The organism is Paracoccus sp. KKT209 (assembly GCF_055635455.1).
Genome location: NZ_CM145758.1, coordinates 2,915,518 through 2,931,819 on the forward strand (window position 1 = coordinate 2,915,518; position 16,302 = coordinate 2,931,819).

Annotated in this window: 19 protein-coding genes; 4 read left to right on the top strand and 15 right to left on the bottom strand. The window is 68.0% G+C overall.

Translation table 11 applies throughout. The features are described 5' to 3' along the window. Positions 1-56: 56 nt before the first annotated feature. The 9 genes from ACZ2G3_RS14450 to ACZ2G3_RS14490 are packed head-to-tail and all read right to left on the bottom strand — an operon-like array spanning position 57 to position 6,855. On the bottom strand, positions 57-428 hold the full coding sequence (locus ACZ2G3_RS14450; protein ID WP_111299649.1) for a hypothetical protein: 372 nt from the start codon (positions 426-428) through the stop codon (positions 57-59). Then, a complete protein-coding gene (flhB, locus tag ACZ2G3_RS14455; protein ID WP_470396711.1) occupies positions 422-1,480 on the bottom strand; it encodes a flagellar type III secretion system protein FlhB in 1,059 nt (352 codons plus the stop codon). Before flhB ends, ACZ2G3_RS14450 begins: the two co-directional genes overlap by 7 nt. 11 nt (positions 1,481-1,491) lie before the next feature. After that, positions 1,492-2,247: a flagellar biosynthetic protein FliR gene (locus ACZ2G3_RS14460; RefSeq protein WP_470396712.1), complete on the bottom strand. Its 756-nt coding sequence runs from the start codon at positions 2,245-2,247 to the stop codon at positions 1,492-1,494. Beyond that, the gene (locus tag ACZ2G3_RS14465; protein WP_470396713.1) at positions 2,247-4,346 is read right to left on the bottom strand and encodes a flagellar biosynthesis protein FlhA; all 2,100 of its coding nucleotides are present in this window, start codon (positions 4,344-4,346) and stop codon (positions 2,247-2,249) included. Before ACZ2G3_RS14465 ends, ACZ2G3_RS14460 begins: the two co-directional genes overlap by 1 nt. Then, positions 4,343-4,618 carry a hypothetical protein gene (locus ACZ2G3_RS14470; RefSeq protein ID WP_419269278.1) on the bottom strand — a complete coding sequence of 92 codons (276 nt, stop codon included), beginning with the start codon at positions 4,616-4,618 and terminating at the stop codon, positions 4,343-4,345. The genes ACZ2G3_RS14465 and ACZ2G3_RS14470 overlap by 4 nt, the downstream gene beginning before the upstream one ends. Further along, entirely contained in the window at positions 4,618-5,484 is an 867-nt protein-coding gene (motA, locus tag ACZ2G3_RS14475; RefSeq protein WP_470396714.1) for a flagellar motor stator protein MotA, read from the bottom strand. The genes ACZ2G3_RS14470 and motA overlap by 1 nt, the downstream gene beginning before the upstream one ends. A gap of 12 nt (positions 5,485-5,496) precedes the next feature. Then, positions 5,497-6,039 (bottom strand): MotE family protein, encoded by a 543-nt coding sequence (locus tag ACZ2G3_RS14480; RefSeq protein WP_470396715.1) that lies wholly within the window; start codon positions 6,037-6,039, stop codon positions 5,497-5,499. After that, on the bottom strand, positions 6,032-6,385 hold the full coding sequence (locus ACZ2G3_RS14485) for a hypothetical protein (protein WP_419269282.1): 354 nt from the start codon (positions 6,383-6,385) through the stop codon (positions 6,032-6,034). Before ACZ2G3_RS14485 ends, ACZ2G3_RS14480 begins: the two co-directional genes overlap by 8 nt. Beyond that, entirely contained in the window at positions 6,382-6,855 is a 474-nt protein-coding gene (locus ACZ2G3_RS14490; RefSeq protein ID WP_419269283.1) for a flagellar basal body-associated FliL family protein, read from the bottom strand. The genes ACZ2G3_RS14485 and ACZ2G3_RS14490 overlap by 4 nt, the downstream gene beginning before the upstream one ends. Positions 6,856-6,973: 118 nt before the next feature. Between ACZ2G3_RS14490 and fliF the strand changes: the two genes are divergently transcribed. Genes fliF through fliP form a run of 4 tightly spaced genes read left to right on the top strand, consistent with a single transcriptional unit; the run spans position 6,974 to position 10,063 of the window. Next, positions 6,974-8,548, top strand: a complete 1,575-nt coding sequence (gene fliF / locus ACZ2G3_RS14495; protein WP_470396716.1) for a flagellar basal-body MS-ring/collar protein FliF — start codon at positions 6,974-6,976, stop codon at positions 8,546-8,548. Then, complete coding sequence (locus ACZ2G3_RS14500; RefSeq protein ID WP_470396717.1) at positions 8,545-9,120, top strand: hypothetical protein; 576 nt, start codon at positions 8,545-8,547, stop codon at positions 9,118-9,120. Before fliF ends, ACZ2G3_RS14500 begins: the two co-directional genes overlap by 4 nt. Next, complete coding sequence (locus ACZ2G3_RS14505) at positions 9,108-9,365, top strand: FliM/FliN family flagellar motor switch protein (RefSeq protein ID WP_470396718.1); 258 nt, start codon at positions 9,108-9,110, stop codon at positions 9,363-9,365. Before ACZ2G3_RS14500 ends, ACZ2G3_RS14505 begins: the two co-directional genes overlap by 13 nt. Next, positions 9,365-10,063 carry a flagellar type III secretion system pore protein FliP gene (gene fliP, locus ACZ2G3_RS14510; RefSeq protein ID WP_470399156.1) on the top strand — a complete coding sequence of 233 codons (699 nt, stop codon included), beginning with the start codon at positions 9,365-9,367 and terminating at the stop codon, positions 10,061-10,063. The genes ACZ2G3_RS14505 and fliP overlap by 1 nt, the downstream gene beginning before the upstream one ends. Before the next feature lie 12 nt (positions 10,064-10,075). On the opposite strand, the gene dxs is transcribed toward fliP, so the two are convergent. From dxs to dapF, 6 genes are all read right to left on the bottom strand, one after another. Beyond that, complete coding sequence (gene dxs, locus ACZ2G3_RS14515) at positions 10,076-12,001, bottom strand: 1-deoxy-D-xylulose-5-phosphate synthase (RefSeq protein WP_470396719.1); 1,926 nt, start codon at positions 11,999-12,001, stop codon at positions 10,076-10,078. Positions 12,002-12,026: 25 nt separating this feature from the next. After that, positions 12,027-12,890: a polyprenyl synthetase family protein gene (locus ACZ2G3_RS14520; RefSeq protein ID WP_470396720.1), complete on the bottom strand. Its 864-nt coding sequence runs from the start codon at positions 12,888-12,890 to the stop codon at positions 12,027-12,029. After that, positions 12,890-13,126, bottom strand: a complete 237-nt coding sequence (locus ACZ2G3_RS14525) for an exodeoxyribonuclease VII small subunit (protein WP_470396721.1) — start codon at positions 13,124-13,126, stop codon at positions 12,890-12,892. The genes ACZ2G3_RS14520 and ACZ2G3_RS14525 overlap by 1 nt, the downstream gene beginning before the upstream one ends. Next, on the bottom strand, positions 13,123-14,043 hold the full coding sequence (locus tag ACZ2G3_RS14530) for a histone deacetylase family protein (RefSeq protein ID WP_470396722.1): 921 nt from the start codon (positions 14,041-14,043) through the stop codon (positions 13,123-13,125). The genes ACZ2G3_RS14525 and ACZ2G3_RS14530 overlap by 4 nt, the downstream gene beginning before the upstream one ends. 75 nt (positions 14,044-14,118) lie before the next feature. Further along, positions 14,119-15,372, bottom strand: a complete 1,254-nt coding sequence (gene mtaB, locus ACZ2G3_RS14535; protein WP_470396723.1) for a tRNA (N(6)-L-threonylcarbamoyladenosine(37)-C(2))-methylthiotransferase MtaB — start codon at positions 15,370-15,372, stop codon at positions 14,119-14,121. After that, the gene (gene dapF / locus ACZ2G3_RS14540) at positions 15,369-16,211 is read right to left on the bottom strand and encodes a diaminopimelate epimerase (RefSeq protein WP_470396724.1); all 843 of its coding nucleotides are present in this window, start codon (positions 16,209-16,211) and stop codon (positions 15,369-15,371) included. The genes mtaB and dapF overlap by 4 nt, the downstream gene beginning before the upstream one ends. Between the last annotated feature and the right edge of the window lie 91 nt (positions 16,212-16,302).

Here is a 16,302-nt window from a genome sequence, read left to right on the forward strand (position 1 = left end):
TGCCCGTCCGTAGCATTCCGCGAAAGCTCTGTCCAATCCTGCGCCGGGGCGCCTGCTCAGAACCGCTCCTGACGACGGCGCTGTTCCTCGTCCTGCCCCAGGCCCAGCAGCACCTCTGCGCGGCCGAACTCGCGCGCGGCCTGCCGGCGGGCGATCTCGAAGCCGGGCAGGATGCGCTGCAGCTGGCTGTCCGCATGGCGCAGCTCGCGCGCGGCGCGGCCTGCCTGGGCATTGGCCACCCGCGCCTCGGCCAAGGTCAGGGGGGCCAGGCTGTCATAGCTCTGCGCCAGCGATACTTGCAGGGCCTCGACTCGCTGACGCGCCGCCGTGACATGGGCATTGTAGGCCGCAAAGGTCTTCAGCTGCCGCTCCGCCTTCAGCCGCGCGATCCGCTCCAGCTGCGCAAGCTGTTTCGCCTTGTCTACCATCCTGTTCTCGCTTTCTGGCGCATCGTTTCGGCAAAGCGGATCGCCGCCGCCACGGCCGCGAAATGTTCGCGGGCAATCTCGTCACCGACCTTGACGGCCGCGTGGATGGAACGTGCGCAGGGCGGATCCGACCAGATCGGAACGCCCGCATCGGTCGCCTTGACGCGGATGCGGGCGGCGACATCGTCCGTTCCCTTGGCCACGCAGACCGGCGCCCGCCCCGAGCCGCGCTTCCATTGCAGTGCGACCGCGTAATGCGTCGGGTTCACGATCACCACATCCGCCCCGGCCACGTCGGCCAGCATCTGCTTCATGACCACGTCCACCGCACGCTGGCGACGGGCGGCTTTCATATGGGGGTCGCCCTCGGAATCCTTGAACTCGTCCTGCATCTCCTGGCGGCTCATGCGGTTCTTGCGGCGGTGGTCGAACCACTTCCACAGGATGTCCGGCAGGGTGAACAGGACCGAAACCGCCAGTCCCAGAACCAGCACCTGCCCCAAGATCGCGCCTAGGGCCGTCGTCCACCGCTCGCCCTCCATGGCCGAGGCCGCGATCCGGTCCAGAAGCCGCATGAACAGGAACCAGCCGCCGACGCAGACCAGCACGGACTTGCCGACCGAAATGGCAAAGGTGACCAAGCCGTCGGACCCGAACTTCTGGGCGGCGTTCTTCAGCGGGTTGATGCGCTTGATGTCCGGGGCCAGCTTTTGCGGCGACAGGATCAGGCTGCGCGTGGCGACCATGCCCAGAAGGATCGCCACGATCAGCAGCATGGCCAGCGCAAGTGTCGCGATCGCCGCATGGGCCGCCAGATCCAGGGCCAGGTGCGAAGGGTCCGCGGGCCAGTCCTCGGCCCCCATCACCCGCGTCGCCATGGCCAGCCACTGGCGCACGGCGAAACCTGCCGCCACGGTAAAGGCCAGCACCGCCCCCAGATACATCATCGCGCCGTTCAGCTCGGTCGAGCGGGGGATGTCGCCCTTTTCCCGCGCCCGTTGCAGCTTCTGCTCGGACGCGTCGAACTGCTTGTCGTCCTGATCCTCGCTCATCGTGTCTTTCCTCAGGGGGCTGCGGGCAGCATGAAGCCCAGGACCGCGTCGGCCCAGATGCCGACCAGCATGGGCGCCAGGACCGCCAGCCCGGCCAGGGCCAGGAACACCGATGCCGGGGCCCCGATGAAGACCACCGGCAGGGCGGGCATCACGCGGTTGATGACCCCCGACAGCGCCTGATAAAGAAATCCGCCCAGGGTGAAGGGCGCGGCCAGCATCATCGCCAGCAGAAAGCTGTCACGAACGACCGCCACGACCCCCCAGGCCAAGGTCTCGACCGGCGGCAGCATGGCCGGCGGCCACAGGCGCAAGCTGTCGGCCAGCAGCTCGACCAGCATCATCGGCAGGCCCATGGCCATCAGCAGGGCGATCCCGGCCAGGTGCAGCATGTTTCCGACCGGATGAGGCGCGGCTTCGTTCTGGATGCCCATCATCTGCGACAGCGATGCGGTCGCCGCGATCGCGGTGGTGGCGATGTCGATCGCCAGCGCCAAAAGCCGCAGCAGCGCCCCCGTGGTGAAGCCCAGCAGCATCTCTGGCACGATCTCGGCCATGATGCCGATGGGCTGGTCCGGCATCACGCGCAGGGGGACTCCAGCAGCCAGCAGCGGGGACAGCGCCAGGGCGATGGCGACCTTGACACGGGCCGGGATGACCCGCTCGCCCAGGCCCGGCAGGATCAGCACGCAGGCTTGGATGCGCAGGTAGACCAGCACCAGGGACCAGTCGAGACCCGGAAAGATCGCCTGAAGCTGGCCCCACATCATGCCGCCTCGATGGTTCCCAGCAGCCGCAGTTCGGCCTCCGGGTCGACTTCCTCAAGGCCCAGGACAGGCACCGCCATCCCGTTGGCCCCCAGCACGGCCCGGATCATGCGGCGCCGGTGGTCGGGCGCGACGATGACGGTCCGAGGCACCGGATCGGCCAAGGCCAGCGCCTTGCGCACGGCCTCCAGCAGCTTCTTGGACAGGCCCGGCGTCATCGCGCCGCCTCCGACGCGCCCGGTCTCGCTGTCCGCGCGGACGAACTCGGCCTCCCAGGCCGGATGCAGCTGCAGGGCGGCGACGCGACCGGCCTCGTCGGCGTATTGCTGGGTGATCTGTCCCCGCAGGCGCTTGCGCACCAGTTCATAGATCGTTTCGGCCGCCTCGACGTGGCGGAATTCGCAGATGGCATCGACGATCAGCGGCAGGTTCCGGATGGATATCCGCTCCTCCAGCAGGGCGCGCAGGATGGCCAGCAGCGTTTCCGGCGTGACCTTGTCCGGGATCATGCTGTCGAAATACTTGCGATAGCGTTCAGCGCGCGTGCTGTCGGACAGGGTTTTCAACTCCTCGATCTGGCGCTGCATCGCGCCCAGGGTCAGCAGCGTCGGCAGGTTGGATTTCACCACTTCCATCAGGTGCGTCGAAAGGACCTCCATCGGGGTCACCACCGTGGCGCCCATGGTGGCCGCCTCTTCCTGGTCCGCAGGTTGGATCCAGCGGGCGGGGCTGGCATAGACGGGCTCGCGCACGCTGATGCCGCGCAGCTCCGTCAGCAGCGCGTCGGGACCAAGCGCCAGGATCTGGCCGGGATACAGGCTGCCACGGCCGCGAACGACGCCCTGGATGCGGATCTGGTAGTCGCCGGGCGGCAGGTCGTCGGTGTCGGTGATGCGCACATCCGGCAGCACGACGCCAAAGCTGCGCGCGATGTGGATGCGCAGGTTGTTGACCCGGCTGCCCAGACCGCGGGCCTGATCCAGCGCGATCAGGATCAGATCGGCTCCGATCTCGACGCTGATGTCGTCCGTGTCCAGCACGTCGCCCATGCGGGCGGCGGGTCGGGCTGCGGCCTCATCCCCAGCAAGCTCGGGCAGCGCCTCGGCGGCGCGAATGGCGCGGCGCGCGATCTGCCAAGCGATGGCCATCATGGCCAGCGCGATGCCCAGAAACAGCATCCGCGGCATGCCGGGCACGAACGAGATCACCACCATCGCCCCACCGACCATGGCCGCCGGTTGCCAGCTGCGGGTGAACTCGGATGACAGCAAATTGGCGGTCGTATCGGTCGCACCACCCCGCGACAGCAGCAATGCTGCTGCCATCGAGGTGATCAGCGCAGGGATCTGGCTGACCAGCCCGTCGCCGATGGTCAGGTGCGAATAGGTGGCCGCCGCCTCGGCCAGCGGCATGCCGTGGACGGTGATGCCCACGGCCAGCCCGATGCACAGGTTGATCAGCGTGATGACGATGCCCGCCACCGCGTCGCCCTTGACGAATTTCGACGCGCCGTCCAGCGAGCCGAAAAAGCTGATTTCGCGGCTTTCCTGGATCCGGCGACGCTTGGCCTCGTGATGATCGATGGCTCCCGCGTTCAGGTCGCCGTCGATGGCCAGCTGCTTGCCCGGCAGCGAATCCAGCGCAAAGCGCGCCGCCACCTCGGCCATCCGCCCCGAACCCTTGGTGATCACCATGAAGTTGACCACCGAGATCACTGCGAAAACCGTGATGCCGACCAGGATCGAGCCGCCCGCGACAAAATCGGCAAAGCCGTTGATCACATGGCCGGCGGCCTCCTTGCCATTCTGCCCCTCGGTCAGGATGAGCCGGGTCGAGGACACGTTCAGCGACAGCCGGATCACCAGGCTGACCAGCAACAGCACCGGAAAGGCCTGAAAGTCGGTGGGCTTGTCCACCAGCGACGCCATCACCAGGACCAGCGTCGCCATGGCGATCGACACCGCGATCCCGAAGTCCAGAACGCTTGCGGGCAGCGGGATGACCAGAGAGATCACCACCAGCACCAGCCCACCGGTCACCAGCAGCGGGGCATCCAGGTATTTGTGCGCCTTGCGCGCGGGGCCGGCGACCGGGGTCATCGGCCTGCCTCCGGTGCCGCGCCTGCCGGACGCAGCAGGTCGTCGAGCGGCCAGGGGCGGTCTGTCAGCAACCCGATCCGGCGCAGCAGCGCGATGGCGCGAATGCGGTCGGCGCTGTCCATCTGCATCAGCGTCACCCGGTAGTCGCGGGGCAGCCCCTCCCCGCTGAGCAGCCAGCCCGAGGCAGCCTCGGCGAAGGGCTCGAAGGCGGGGGCCGAGGCGCCGCCGGTGCCAAGCGCCGTCACCAGGAACAGGATGCCGATGGCTGTCATCACGCGGCCTTCTTCAGCTCGCGCAGCGCGCTTTCCAGGGTGTCGAAACTGGGGCGCACATGTTCCGGAACCGTCTGCCGCCCCACTTCCACGCAAAGCGTGGTCGCGTGCTGGTGCAGGCCCGCCACCAAGACCGACTTGATCACGTCGTAAAACCCAAGGTCCTGCTTGACCACGGCGCCAAGGCGATTGGCCAGCGGCGCAACAAAGCCATAGGACAGGAAGACGCCCAGGAAGGTGCCGACCAGCGCGCCGCCGATCATCTTGCCCAGAACCGCAGGCGGCTGGTCGATCGAGCTCATGGTCTTGATCACGCCCAGAACCGCCGCAACGATGCCAAGCGCCGGCAGCGCATCCGCCATGTTCTGCAGCGCATGAGGGACATGCATCTCCTCCTCGCGCAGGATGGCGATGCGGCGCGACAGCATGTCCTCGACCTGGTAGGGATCGTCGTAGTTCAGGCTGGCCGACCGCATCGTGTCGGCGATCAGCGAGACGATGTTGTGTTCGGCCGCCAGGCGCGGATAGGCGGTGAAGATCGGCGACTCGGCCGGGTTCTCGATATGCTGCTCCAGCGCCACCGGGTTTTCGCGCGCGATCTTGAGCAGCTGGAACATCAGGCACAGCACGTCCTGGTGATCCTGGGGCGTCCATTTCGGCCCCTTGAAGGCGCGGATCAGCCCGGGCAGCGTATGTTTCAGGACATGTGTGTCGTTGCCCAGAAGATAGGCCCCCACGGCGGCCCCCATGATCATCATCATCTCGAAGGGCAGCGAATGGAGGATGACCCCCATCTTGCCCCCCGCCAGAAGATAGCCGCCGAACACCATGGCGAGCGTGACGAAAATTCCGACGAAACCGAACATGGCTGCTAGTCCTTATGGGGTGCGGACGCTGCGCGCGCCCATCTGGGCGGTCAGCAGCGCGGCTTGGCGGGGTTCGACCGCGGCGATGATGCGGGCGCCGGTCTCGGGCTGGACCCTCATGAGGATCTCGGCCGCGAAATCGGCAGGAAGATTGGTCAGGACGGCGGCCGCCTCGGCGGGCTTCATCTGGTCATAGACCGCGATCAGGCGGTCGATGTCGCTGCGAACGGCCTCGGATTTCCCGTCCTGGCGGGCGCGGATGCTGCCCTTCTGGCTGCGCAGTTCCTCGAGCCGCTGGCGCAGGGTCGTCTCGGCCGTGGCCAGGTCCGCCTTGCGGGTGTCGATGGCGGCCATGTAGCGCTCGATCCGCAGGGCGCGGTCGCGCAGTTCCTCGGCAAGGGCGACGGCTTCGGGAACATCCCCGCAGCCCTGCAGAAGATCCGACGGTTCGGCGACGGCGGCGAAAAGGCGTGACAGGTCGCCTCCCTGCACCATCAGCGCGAGGCCAGGCAGCGCAAAGGCCACGGCCAAGGCGGGCAAGAGTGGCTTAGCCATGGGCCACCTCGGCACGCTTGCGCAACCTGCGCGCGGTCGTGGCGGGCGGCGGCGATTCCGCCGCAGCGATCCCGATGCGCTGGCGAAGGTCCCAGATGGCGCGTTCGCGGCGGGCGGTCTCGATCTCGTCGGCCAGACGTTCACTGGCGGCATTCGCCTCGTCCCGGGCGGAGCGGATCGCCTGTTCCAGCCGGTCGACCTCGGCCGCCATGATGGCGATCGCCCCGCCCAGGCCGCTTTCCAAGTCGTTCAGCTTGCGCAGCCGGTGGGTCAACGACACGCAAAAGCCCGCAAGGCCCAGACAGGCCAGGACCAGCATGGCCTGCAGCATATGTTCCAAGGTCATTTGAAGCGAAACTCCGTGATCAGCAGGTCCTTGACCGGCTCTTCGCCCAGGACGAAGCGCGTGCGGGTGACCAGTTCCGCGCGGATCACTTCCAGCACCCCGCGCTTGTCATAGGCGTCTGGATCGACGCCCGAGAGAAAGGTCGTGAAGGCGTCCGAGACGCGCGGCATCAGGTGCCGGACATCGGCCGCGTGGCTGGCGTCGGTCTCGATCGTCGCCGCCAGGACCAGGCTGCGCGCCCGACCTCCGGGAACGACGATCTCGACCCGCGGGACGTCGATGAATTCGACCGCCGCATGGGCGGTTTGGGGTTCGGCGGCGGGCTCGGCCATCAGGCCGGCCGGTGACCAGAGGCCCAGATAGGTCGAGGCGAAGCCGCCGCCGCCCAGCAGCAGGGCGGCCGCGATCGGGACCAGCAATCCCTTTTTGCCCCGTGGGGTTTCGGCTGCATCGGCCACTGCTTCGGTCATCGTGATTCTCCGTCCTGACAAGACGGAAATATCAGGTTGCGACTAACCAATTCTTAATGCCGGCCATGTCATCCAAGGGTCAGAACGACGACGACGCGCTGATTCGAAAGGAACGGTTTTGCAAAAACTGCAGGACTACTGGAACGAGCGAAGCTCACAACAGCGGATGATCCTGGCCGGCGCCTTCCTGGCGGTCTTCCTTGCGGTCTCGGGATTTGCGTGGCTGGCCAACCGGCCCAGCATGGCGCTGATCTATGGCGGGCTGGATGCGGCGCAGGCCGGCGAGGTGATCGCCGGCATAGAGCGCGCCGGCGTGCCCTACGAGGTTCGCGGGGATGCGATCTGGGTCGAGGCCGGACAGCGCGACCGACTGCGGATGGACCTGGCCGCGCAGGGCCTGCCCGCTGCCTCCAGCACCGGCTACGAGCTGCTGGACGGCATGTCGGGCTTTGGCACCACCTCGCAGATGTTCGACGCGGCCTATTGGCGCGCCAAGGAAGGCGAGCTGGCGCGCACGATCCTTGCCTTGCCGAATGTCCAGACCGCCCGCGTGCACCTGGCCATCGAAACCGGCCGCGGCTATCGGCGCGACCAGAACGGCAGCGCCTCGGTCACGCTGACCACCTCGGGTCAGGCGATCAGCCGCGACCAGGCGGCGGCCTTGAAATACCTGATCTCCTCGGGCGTGCCGGGGATGCAGCCCGAGCGGGTGACGGTGATCGATTCGCAGCGCGGGATCATCTCGGCCACCGAGGATCAGACCGGCGCCGACCGCGCCGCCGAGATGAAGCGCAATGTCGAGCGCATCCTTGAACCCCATGTGGGCGTCGGCAATGCGATCGTCGAGCTGAACCTGGACCTGGTCACCGACACCGAAATGCTGACCGAGCAGCGCTTTGACCCCGAACAGCGGGCGCTGATCTCGACCGTGACCGAGGAAACTTCGGACCAGAGCAACTCGACCGGCACGGGGGCGGTGACGGCGGCCTCGAACCTGCCGGACGCGCAGGAGCAGCCGGGCGACAAGAGCCAGTCGAACCGGTCGGAAAACCGCCAGCAGTCGAATTACGAGGTCAGCCGCGTCACGCGCGAGGTGTCGCGCCAGCCCGGCTCGACCCGCCGCCTGACGGTCGCGGTGCTGGTCAACGGGGCCGCGCAGGTGAACCCCCAGGGGGAAAGCACCTTGGTCCCGCGTTCGGAGGACGAACTGACAACGCTGCGCGAACTGGTGGCCTCGGCCGTTGGATATGACGAGGCGCGGGGCGACCTGATCACCATCAAGTCCCTGCCTTTCGCGGCCTTGGGTGAAGGCGGGACGCTGGCCCGGCCCGGGCTTCTGGACCGTCTGGCGCTGAACGACCTGGCGCGCATCGCGCTGGTGGGGATCTTTGCGCTGGCCATCATCATGGCGGTCCTTCGCCCGGTCCTGCGGGCCCGCGCCGCGCCCGTGCCGCTTCTGGACAACAGCCCCGCCCCCGCGCCGACCGCTGCGCTGACCGGCACCATCGAGGACGCAGGCACCCCGCTGCCGCAGGAGGCGCGCTTTGCAGCCTCGGCCGCGCCGGAGCCGCCGCAGCTGTCTCTGCCCCCCGCAGATCCCGTCGCGCGCCTGAAAAGCATGATGCGCGAACGGCATGACGAAAGCGTCAAGATCCTCTCCGGCTGGATCGACAACAAGGAGAAAGTGAATTGAGCCTTGCGATGTTCAGGCTGGAATCCTTTTCCAGCGCCGTGGTGGACCGAGGGGCAGAGGTCACCTTTTCCCGACAGGATCTGGACCAGGCTTATGCCGAGGGCTTCGCAGAAGCCCGCGCCCAGTCCCGCGACGAGGATCTGCGGACCTTGGGCGACAGCCTCGAACGGCTGGCGGCCAGCCTCTCCGATGACGATGCCCGCCGCAACCGGATGCGCCAGGAGGCGGTCGAGGCACTGGGTCCGATTCTGACGCAGATCCTGGACATCATGGCCCCTCCCCTGGCCTCGCGGAGGCTGGAGGAGGCGCTGCGGGCCGAACTGGACCGCCTGGCGCAACGCAGCAGCACCCTGGCTGCGCGGATCGCCTGCAGCGACCGCCTGCGACCGCTGGTCGAGCGTTGTCTGGAGCACAGCGGCCTTTCGGGCATCGAGATCGATGCCACGCCGACCGACAGGATCACGGTCACGGTCGCCGGCGGCCGCATCGAACTGGCGCCCGAGGCCATCGCCGCGCAGATCCGCGCCCTCATCACAGAAATCAAGGAAGACGGCACCTCATGGACTCATTGAGCCACCTCATCGACACCGACACCATCCAAGTCGAGGTCACCATTCGTCTGGGGCGGACCCGCCGCACGGTGGCCCAGCTTTCGGCCCTGCGGCCCGACGACGTGCTGATCCTGGACCAGGCCATCGAGGACGGAGTCGAGATCTGCGTCGGCGACAAGGTCATCGCGCGCGGCGAACTGACCGGCGACGGCAGCAACGAGGATCGCCTCTGCGTGCGCGTCCTGGGGGCGACGGGGGCGCCGTGATCCGACTTGCGATCCTGGTGGCGGCAGCGCTGCTGCCTGTGCCGGCGCTGGCACAGGAGCTTGGCGATGCCTTGGGCGCCGGCCTGGGCGACAACGCGGTCCTGATCGTGCTGGGGCTGACGGCCCTGTCCCTGGCCCCTGGCATCGCGATCATGGTGACCGCGTTTCCGTTCATCGTGACGGTGCTGTCCATCCTGCGTCAGGCCATCGGGCTGCAGCAGGCACCGCCGAACATGCTGATCGTCAGCCTGGCGATATTTCTGACCTGGTTCATCATGGACCCTGTCCTGCGCGAGGCCTGGCAGGTCGCGGGCCTGCCCCTGCAGGAGGGAAGCATCGGCATCGCCGAGGCCTTCCAGCGCGGGATCGTTCCGTTCCAGAACTTCATGATGGCCCGCGTCGATCCCGATACACTGGGCACGCTGGCGGAAATCGCGCCGGGCGCAGGGGACCCCGACCGGCTGTCGGTCCTGGTCCCGTCCTTCATGCTGTCCGAGATCCAGCGCGCCTTCGAGATCGGGTTCCTGATCGCCCTGCCCTTCCTGATCATCGACTTGGTCGTGTCCGCGGTGCTGATGTCGATGGGCATGATGATGGTGCCACCGGTCGTGGTGTCGCTGCCCTTCAAGCTGGCCTTCTTCGTCACGGTGGACGGGTGGGGCATGATCGCGGGCGCGCTGGTGCGCAGCTATGGCTGACGCGCGCGCCGGTCAGGCCGGATCGGCGCGCCGGGTCTTCAGCCGCTCGACCCCCATCAGGGACAGGACCTTGGCCTCGATATGCTCGGCATTCAGGGCCGAGGTGTCGTACATCGCACGCGGGGCATCGTGATCGACGAAAGCATCCGGCAGCACCATCGAGCGGAACCGCAGGCCGCTGTCGAACACACCCTCCTCGGCCAGAAGCTGTGCGACATGGCTGCCGAAACCGCCCACGGCGCCCTCCTCGATGGTGATCAGCGCCTCATGCGTGCTGGCCAGGTTCAGGATCAGGTCCCGGTCCAGCGGCTTGGCAAAACGGGCATCCGCAACCGTCGGTGAAATGCCGCGCGCCTGCAGCGCCTCGCGCGCCGCCATGACCTCTGAAAGGCGCGTCCCGAAGGACAGGATCGCCACGCTCTGGCCTTCGGCGATCATCCGGCCCTTGCCGATGGGCAGGAGTTGGCCGCGCTCGGGCATCTCGACACCCGTGCCCTCGCCGCGCGGAAAGCGGAAGGCGATGGGGCCGCTGTTATGGGCCGCGGCGGTCGCAACCATATGCACCAGCTCGGCCTCGTCGGCGGCCGCCATCACCACGAAGCCGGGAAGGTTCGCCAAAAATGCGATGTCATAGGCCCCTGCATGGGTTGGGCCGTCCTGGCCCACCAGCCCGGCCCGGTCGATGGCAAAGCGGACCGGCAGGTTCTGGACCGCCACGTCATGCACCACCTGGTCATAGCCGCGCTGAAGAAAGGTCGAATAGATCGCGCAGAATGGCTTCATCCCTCCCGCGGCCAGACCGGCCGAAAAGGTCACCGCATGCTGTTCGGCAATGCCAACGTCAAAACAGCGGCGCGGAAAGCGCTGCGCGAACTGCTTCAGCCCCGTGCCGTCCGGCATGGCGGCGGTCACGCCCAGGATCTTGTCGTCCCGCGCCGCCTCGTCGATCAGCGCCTTGGCAAAGACGGCCGTATAGCTGGGCGCGTTCGACTTGGCCTTGGCCTGCACGCCGGTGATCACGTCGAACTTGCCGGTGGCGTGGCCACGGTCGGCCGCGGTCTCGGCGGGCGCATAGCCCTTGCCCTTCTTGGTCACCACATGGATCAGCACCGGCCCATCCGCACGCGCCTTGACCGTGCGGAACAGCGGCAGCAGCAATTCCATGTCATGGCCATCGACGGGGCCGACATAGGAAAAGCCCAACTCCTCGAACAGGGTGCCGCCGATGGTCATGCCCTTCAGCATTTCCTTGGCCCGGCGCGCGCCCTCCTGCAGGCTGCTCGGCAGCATGCCGACCGCGCCCTTGGCCACGGCCTTTAGTTCCTGGAACGGCCCGCCCGCATAAAGCCGCGTCAGGTAGGAGGACATCGCCCCCACCGGCGGGGCGATCGACATCTCGTTGTCGTTCAGGATCACGAAGAGGCGCTTGCCCTCGTGCCCGGCATTGTTCAGCGCCTCGTAGGCCATGCCCGCGCTCATCGCGCCGTCGCCGATCACCGCGATCGCGTCCCCCGGATCGCCGCCTAATTCACGCGCCATGGCAAAGCCCAGGGCCGCACTGATGGATGTGGACGAATGCCCGGCTCCAAACGGGTCATAAGGACTTTCGGCGCGCTTGGTAAAGCCGGCCAGCCCGCCGCCGGTGCGCAGCGTGCGGATGCGGTCGCGGCGCCCGGTCAGGATCTTGTGCGGATAGCACTGGTGGCCCACATCCCAGATGATCTTGTCGCGCGGCGTGTCAAAGACGGCGTGCAGCGCCACGGTCAACTCGACCACGCCAAGGCCCGCGCCCAAATGCCCCCCGGTGACGCTGACGGCGCTGATCGTCTCGGCCCGCAGCTCGTCAGCCAGCTGCGACAGGTCGTGATCGCTCAGCGATTTCAGGTCGGACGGCAGCGAGATGCGGTCCAGCAACGGCGTCTTGGATTGATCGGTCATGGCTGGCCCTCCTCGGGGCGGGCGTTCAGGTGTCGCGCTCGATAACGAAACGCGCAAGCTCGTGCAAGTTTCCGGCGTCTTGACCATAATCGGACAGGGCCGCATCGCTGACGGCGACAAGACGCCGCGCCTCGGCCCGCGCACCGGCCAGCCCCAGCAACGAGACAAAGGTCGCCTTGCCGGCCCCCGCATCCTTGCCCACGCGCTTGCCGGTCACGGCTTCGTCGCCGGTGACGTCCAAGATGTCGTCGGTGATCTGGAAGGCCAGCCCGATCGCGTCGGCGTAACGGTCCAGCCGCGCCGGATCCTGTCCCGCGATCAGCGGGCCCGCGGTTGCGGCAAAGCGGATCAACGCGCCGGTCTTGCCGCCCTGCAGCCGGGTGATCGCGGCCAGGTCCAGGGGCACGCCGGCACTTTCGGCGGCGATGTCCAGCGCCTGACCCCAGACCATCCCTTCGGCCCCGGCCGCACGGGCCAGCGCCGCGACCAGCCGCAGGCGCGCCTCGGCACCGCCGATGCGGGGGTCGGCCAGCAACTGGAAGGCCAGCGTCTGCAGCGCATCGCCCGCCAGGATGCCGGTCGCCTCGCTCCACCTGACATGGACGGTGGGCTGGCCGCGCCGCAGGTCGTCGTCATCCATGGCCGGCAGATCGTCATGGACCAGACTATAGGCATGCAGCGCCTCGATCGCCGCCGCGGCGGGCAGCGCCGCCTGGTCCGCAACCCCGTGCAGGCGGGCCGACTCCATGACCAGGAAGGCGCGCAGCCGCTTGCCGCCGGTGACGGCATAGCGCATCGCATCGGCCAGTTCACCGGCGGGCAGGGCGTCGATGGCGCGGTCCAGCTCGGCCTGAACCAGGGCCGCGACCTCGGCCAGGCGATCGCGCATCAAAGACCCTCGGCCGGCTCGGTCCCGGTGGGCTGGCCGTTGGCGGCCAGCGTGATCTTCTCGACCCGCTCCTCGGCCTCGCGCAGGCGGGCCTCGCAATGCGCGCGCAGGGCCGCGCCCCGTTCATAAAGCGCGATGGATTCCTCCAGCGTGGCTTCGCCGGTCTCCAGCTTGCCGACGGTCGCCTCCAGCTCGCGCATGGCCTCCTCGAAGGAGAGGGTCTTGATATCGCTCATTCTGCGGCCTCCATCAGCGTCTTCACATGGGCACGCACCGAGCGTCCCAGAGCCGGCAGATCATAGCCACCTTCCAGACAGGATACCACCGGTGCCCCGCAGGCCGCCGCCATGTCGCAGATGGCGCGGGTGATGGCGGCAAAGTCATCCTCGTCCCAGTCCAGCTGCGCCAGCGGATCGGCCGCATGGGCATCGAATCCGGCCGAGACGATCACCAGCTGCGGACGATGCGCCCGCGCCTGCGCCAGGATGTCCTCCCAGGCCGCCCGCGCCAGCGATCCGTCCGATCCCGGCGGCAGCGGCGCGTTCAGGATCTGCCCATGCGCGCCGGTTTCCGAGGCCGCGCCCGTGCCGGGATAAAGCGGCATCTGGTGGCTGGAGGCGAAAAAGGCGCGCGGCTCGTTCCACAGCAGGTCCTGCGTGCCATTGCCGTGATGAACGTCGAAATCCAGCACCGCCACCTGGTCCAGCCCATGATGATCCAGCGCCCGCTTGGCGGCGATGGCGACGGTGCCCAGCAGGCAAAAGCCCATCGGCGTCTCGCGCTCGGCATGATGTCCGGGCGGGCGCATGGCGACGAAGGCGGTGGTCGCCGCGCCCGCCAGCACGGCATCGACCGCCGCGCAGGCCCCGCCCGCCGCCCGCAGCGCAGCCTCCAGGCTGCCCGGCGACTGGTAGGTATCGGGATCGAGCATGCGCATCCCCTGCTCCGGCGTCCCGGCGCGCAGGTCCGCCAGATAGGATGCCGGGTGGCAGCGCAGCACATCGGCGTCGTCGGCCAATGGCGCCTCGCGCCGATCCAGGTCCAGCCCGTCCAGCGCCGCCAGCACGGCAGCGTGGCGGGCGACCTGTTCGGCATGGCCGGGCGGCGTCTGGTGGGCCGCTGCGCTGTCATGGGTATAGAGGATCGTCGTCATCTGGCCCCTCCTGCCGGAATTCGGCCAAGGCTAGGCCGCCGCCACCGGGGGCCGCAACCCCCGGATTGCCTCGGTTCAGGCCGTCAGCCGCGCCCCGTCCTGGCCCATGATGCGCAGGTCCATCAGCGCCCCCTCGGGCTGGTCGGCGGCAAAGGAGACTTCGGTGAACTGCTCGGTCCGGCCCATGCGCGGCCCCTCGGTCAGCACGCGATGCGTCCGGCCCACCTGCGCCTGCAGGTGACGCTGTAGCGCCGCGTCGCCGGCCGCCCGCAGCCGCGTTGCACGGTCGCGGATCGCAGGTCCCTTGACCGCCGGCATCCGGGCCGCCGGCGTCCCCTTGCGGGCCGAATAGGGAAACACGTGCAGGAAGGTCAGGCCGCAGTCGTCAACCAGCTTCAGGCTGTTGTCGAACATCGCCTCGGTCTCGGTCGGAAATCCCGCGATGATGTCGGCGCCAAAGACCATGTCCGGGCGCAGCCGCCGCGCCTCTTCGCAAAAGGCGATGGCGTCGTCGCGCAGATGCCGGCGCTTCATCCGCTTCAGGATCATGTCGTCGCCCGCCTGCAGGGACAGGTGCAGATGCGGCATCAGGCGCGGCTCCGTCGCGATGGCCAGCATCAGGTTCTCGTCCGCCTCGATCGAATCGATCGAACTGATCCGCAGGCGCGGCAGGTCCGGCACCAGCCGCAGGATGCGCATGACCAGATCGCCAAGCCGCGGCGTGCCCGGCAGGTCGGCGCCCCAGCTGGTCAGGTCCACCCCGGTCAGCACGACCTCGTTGAAGCCGCGACCGACCAGGCGCTTGATCTGCTCGATCACCACGCCCGCAGGCACGCTGCGCGAATTGCCGCGCCCGAAGGGGATGATGCAGAAGGTGCAGCGGTGATCGCAGCCGTTCTGGACCTGCACATAGGCACGGTGGCGGCCAAAGCCGTCGATCAGGTGGCCTGCGGTTTCCTTGACCGACATGATGTCGTCCACGACGACCTTTTCCGTCTCGCCGATCAGGTCGGGGGCGCGCAAGGACGCCCAGGTGTCGGGCTGCATCTTCTCGTGGTTGCCGATGACCTTGGTCACCTCGGGCATGGCGGCAAAGGTCTCGGGCTCGGTCTGGGCGGCACAGCCGGTGACGATGACGGGGACGCCCGGATTCTCGCGCGACAGGCGGCGGATTTCCTGCCGGGCCTTGCGCACGGCCTCGGCGGTGACGGCGCAGGTGTTCACGACCACGGCGCCCGACAGGCCCGCAGCCTCGGCCATCTCGCGCATGGCCTCGGTCTCATAGGCGTTCAGGCGGCAACCGAGGGTGGAAAAGACGGGCGCGCTCATGTCGTCGCACCGGCGGCCAGCCAGGCCGGATCCAGCGTGCCGCGGAACACCAGGGCGGTCGGCCCCTCCATCCAGACGCCGTCGTCGCGCCAGTCGATCAGCAGCTGCCCGCCCGGCACGTTCACCCGCACGCGCCGGTCCGTCAGGCCCCGCCGCGCCGCCGCCACCACCGCCGCACAGGAGCAGGAGCCCGAGGCCAGCGTGATGCCGGTGCCGCGTTCCCAGATTCGCAGGACGATCTCCTCCCGCGACAGGACCTGCACGACCTCGACATTGGTGCGCTGCGGATAAAGGGGGTGATGTTCGTGCGCGGGACCAAAGACCGCCAGATCGACGGCCTCGGCATCCGGCACGAAGAAGGTCAGGTGCGGATTGCCCATCCCCGTAGCCACCGGATCGCCTTTGATCGGCAGATGGTCCAGATCCACGTCGCGGGCCAGCGGAACGCCCTGCCAGTCCAGCACCGGCGGGCCCATGTTCACGCGCGTCAGGCCGCTCCCCGCATCCTCGGCCAGCAGCAGCCCGTGACCGGTGCGCAGCCGCAGCCTGCGGGCGCCGGTTTCGTCCATCAGCAGGCGGGCGATGCAGCGCGTGGCATTGCCGCAGGCCGCGCTGAAGGACCCGTCCGCGTTCCAGAAGACCAGCCGCGCATCGGCATCGGGCGCATCCTCGATCCCGGCCAGCTGGTCGAACCCTACCCCTTGATGGCGGTCAGCGATGCGCGCAACCAGATCCGCGTCAGGACGTGCAAGTCCCCCGCGCAGATCGAGAACAACGAAATCATTGCCCAGCCCGTGCATTTTCAGGAAGGGCAGGCCAGTGGAGAAAGCGTGCGTCATGGCCGCGATATAGGCCCGGGGAAATGATTCCGCCAGAGAGTTCGTTTTTTGGGTTGACGCCACCCGGCACCCCCCCTAGGTAACGCCTCGT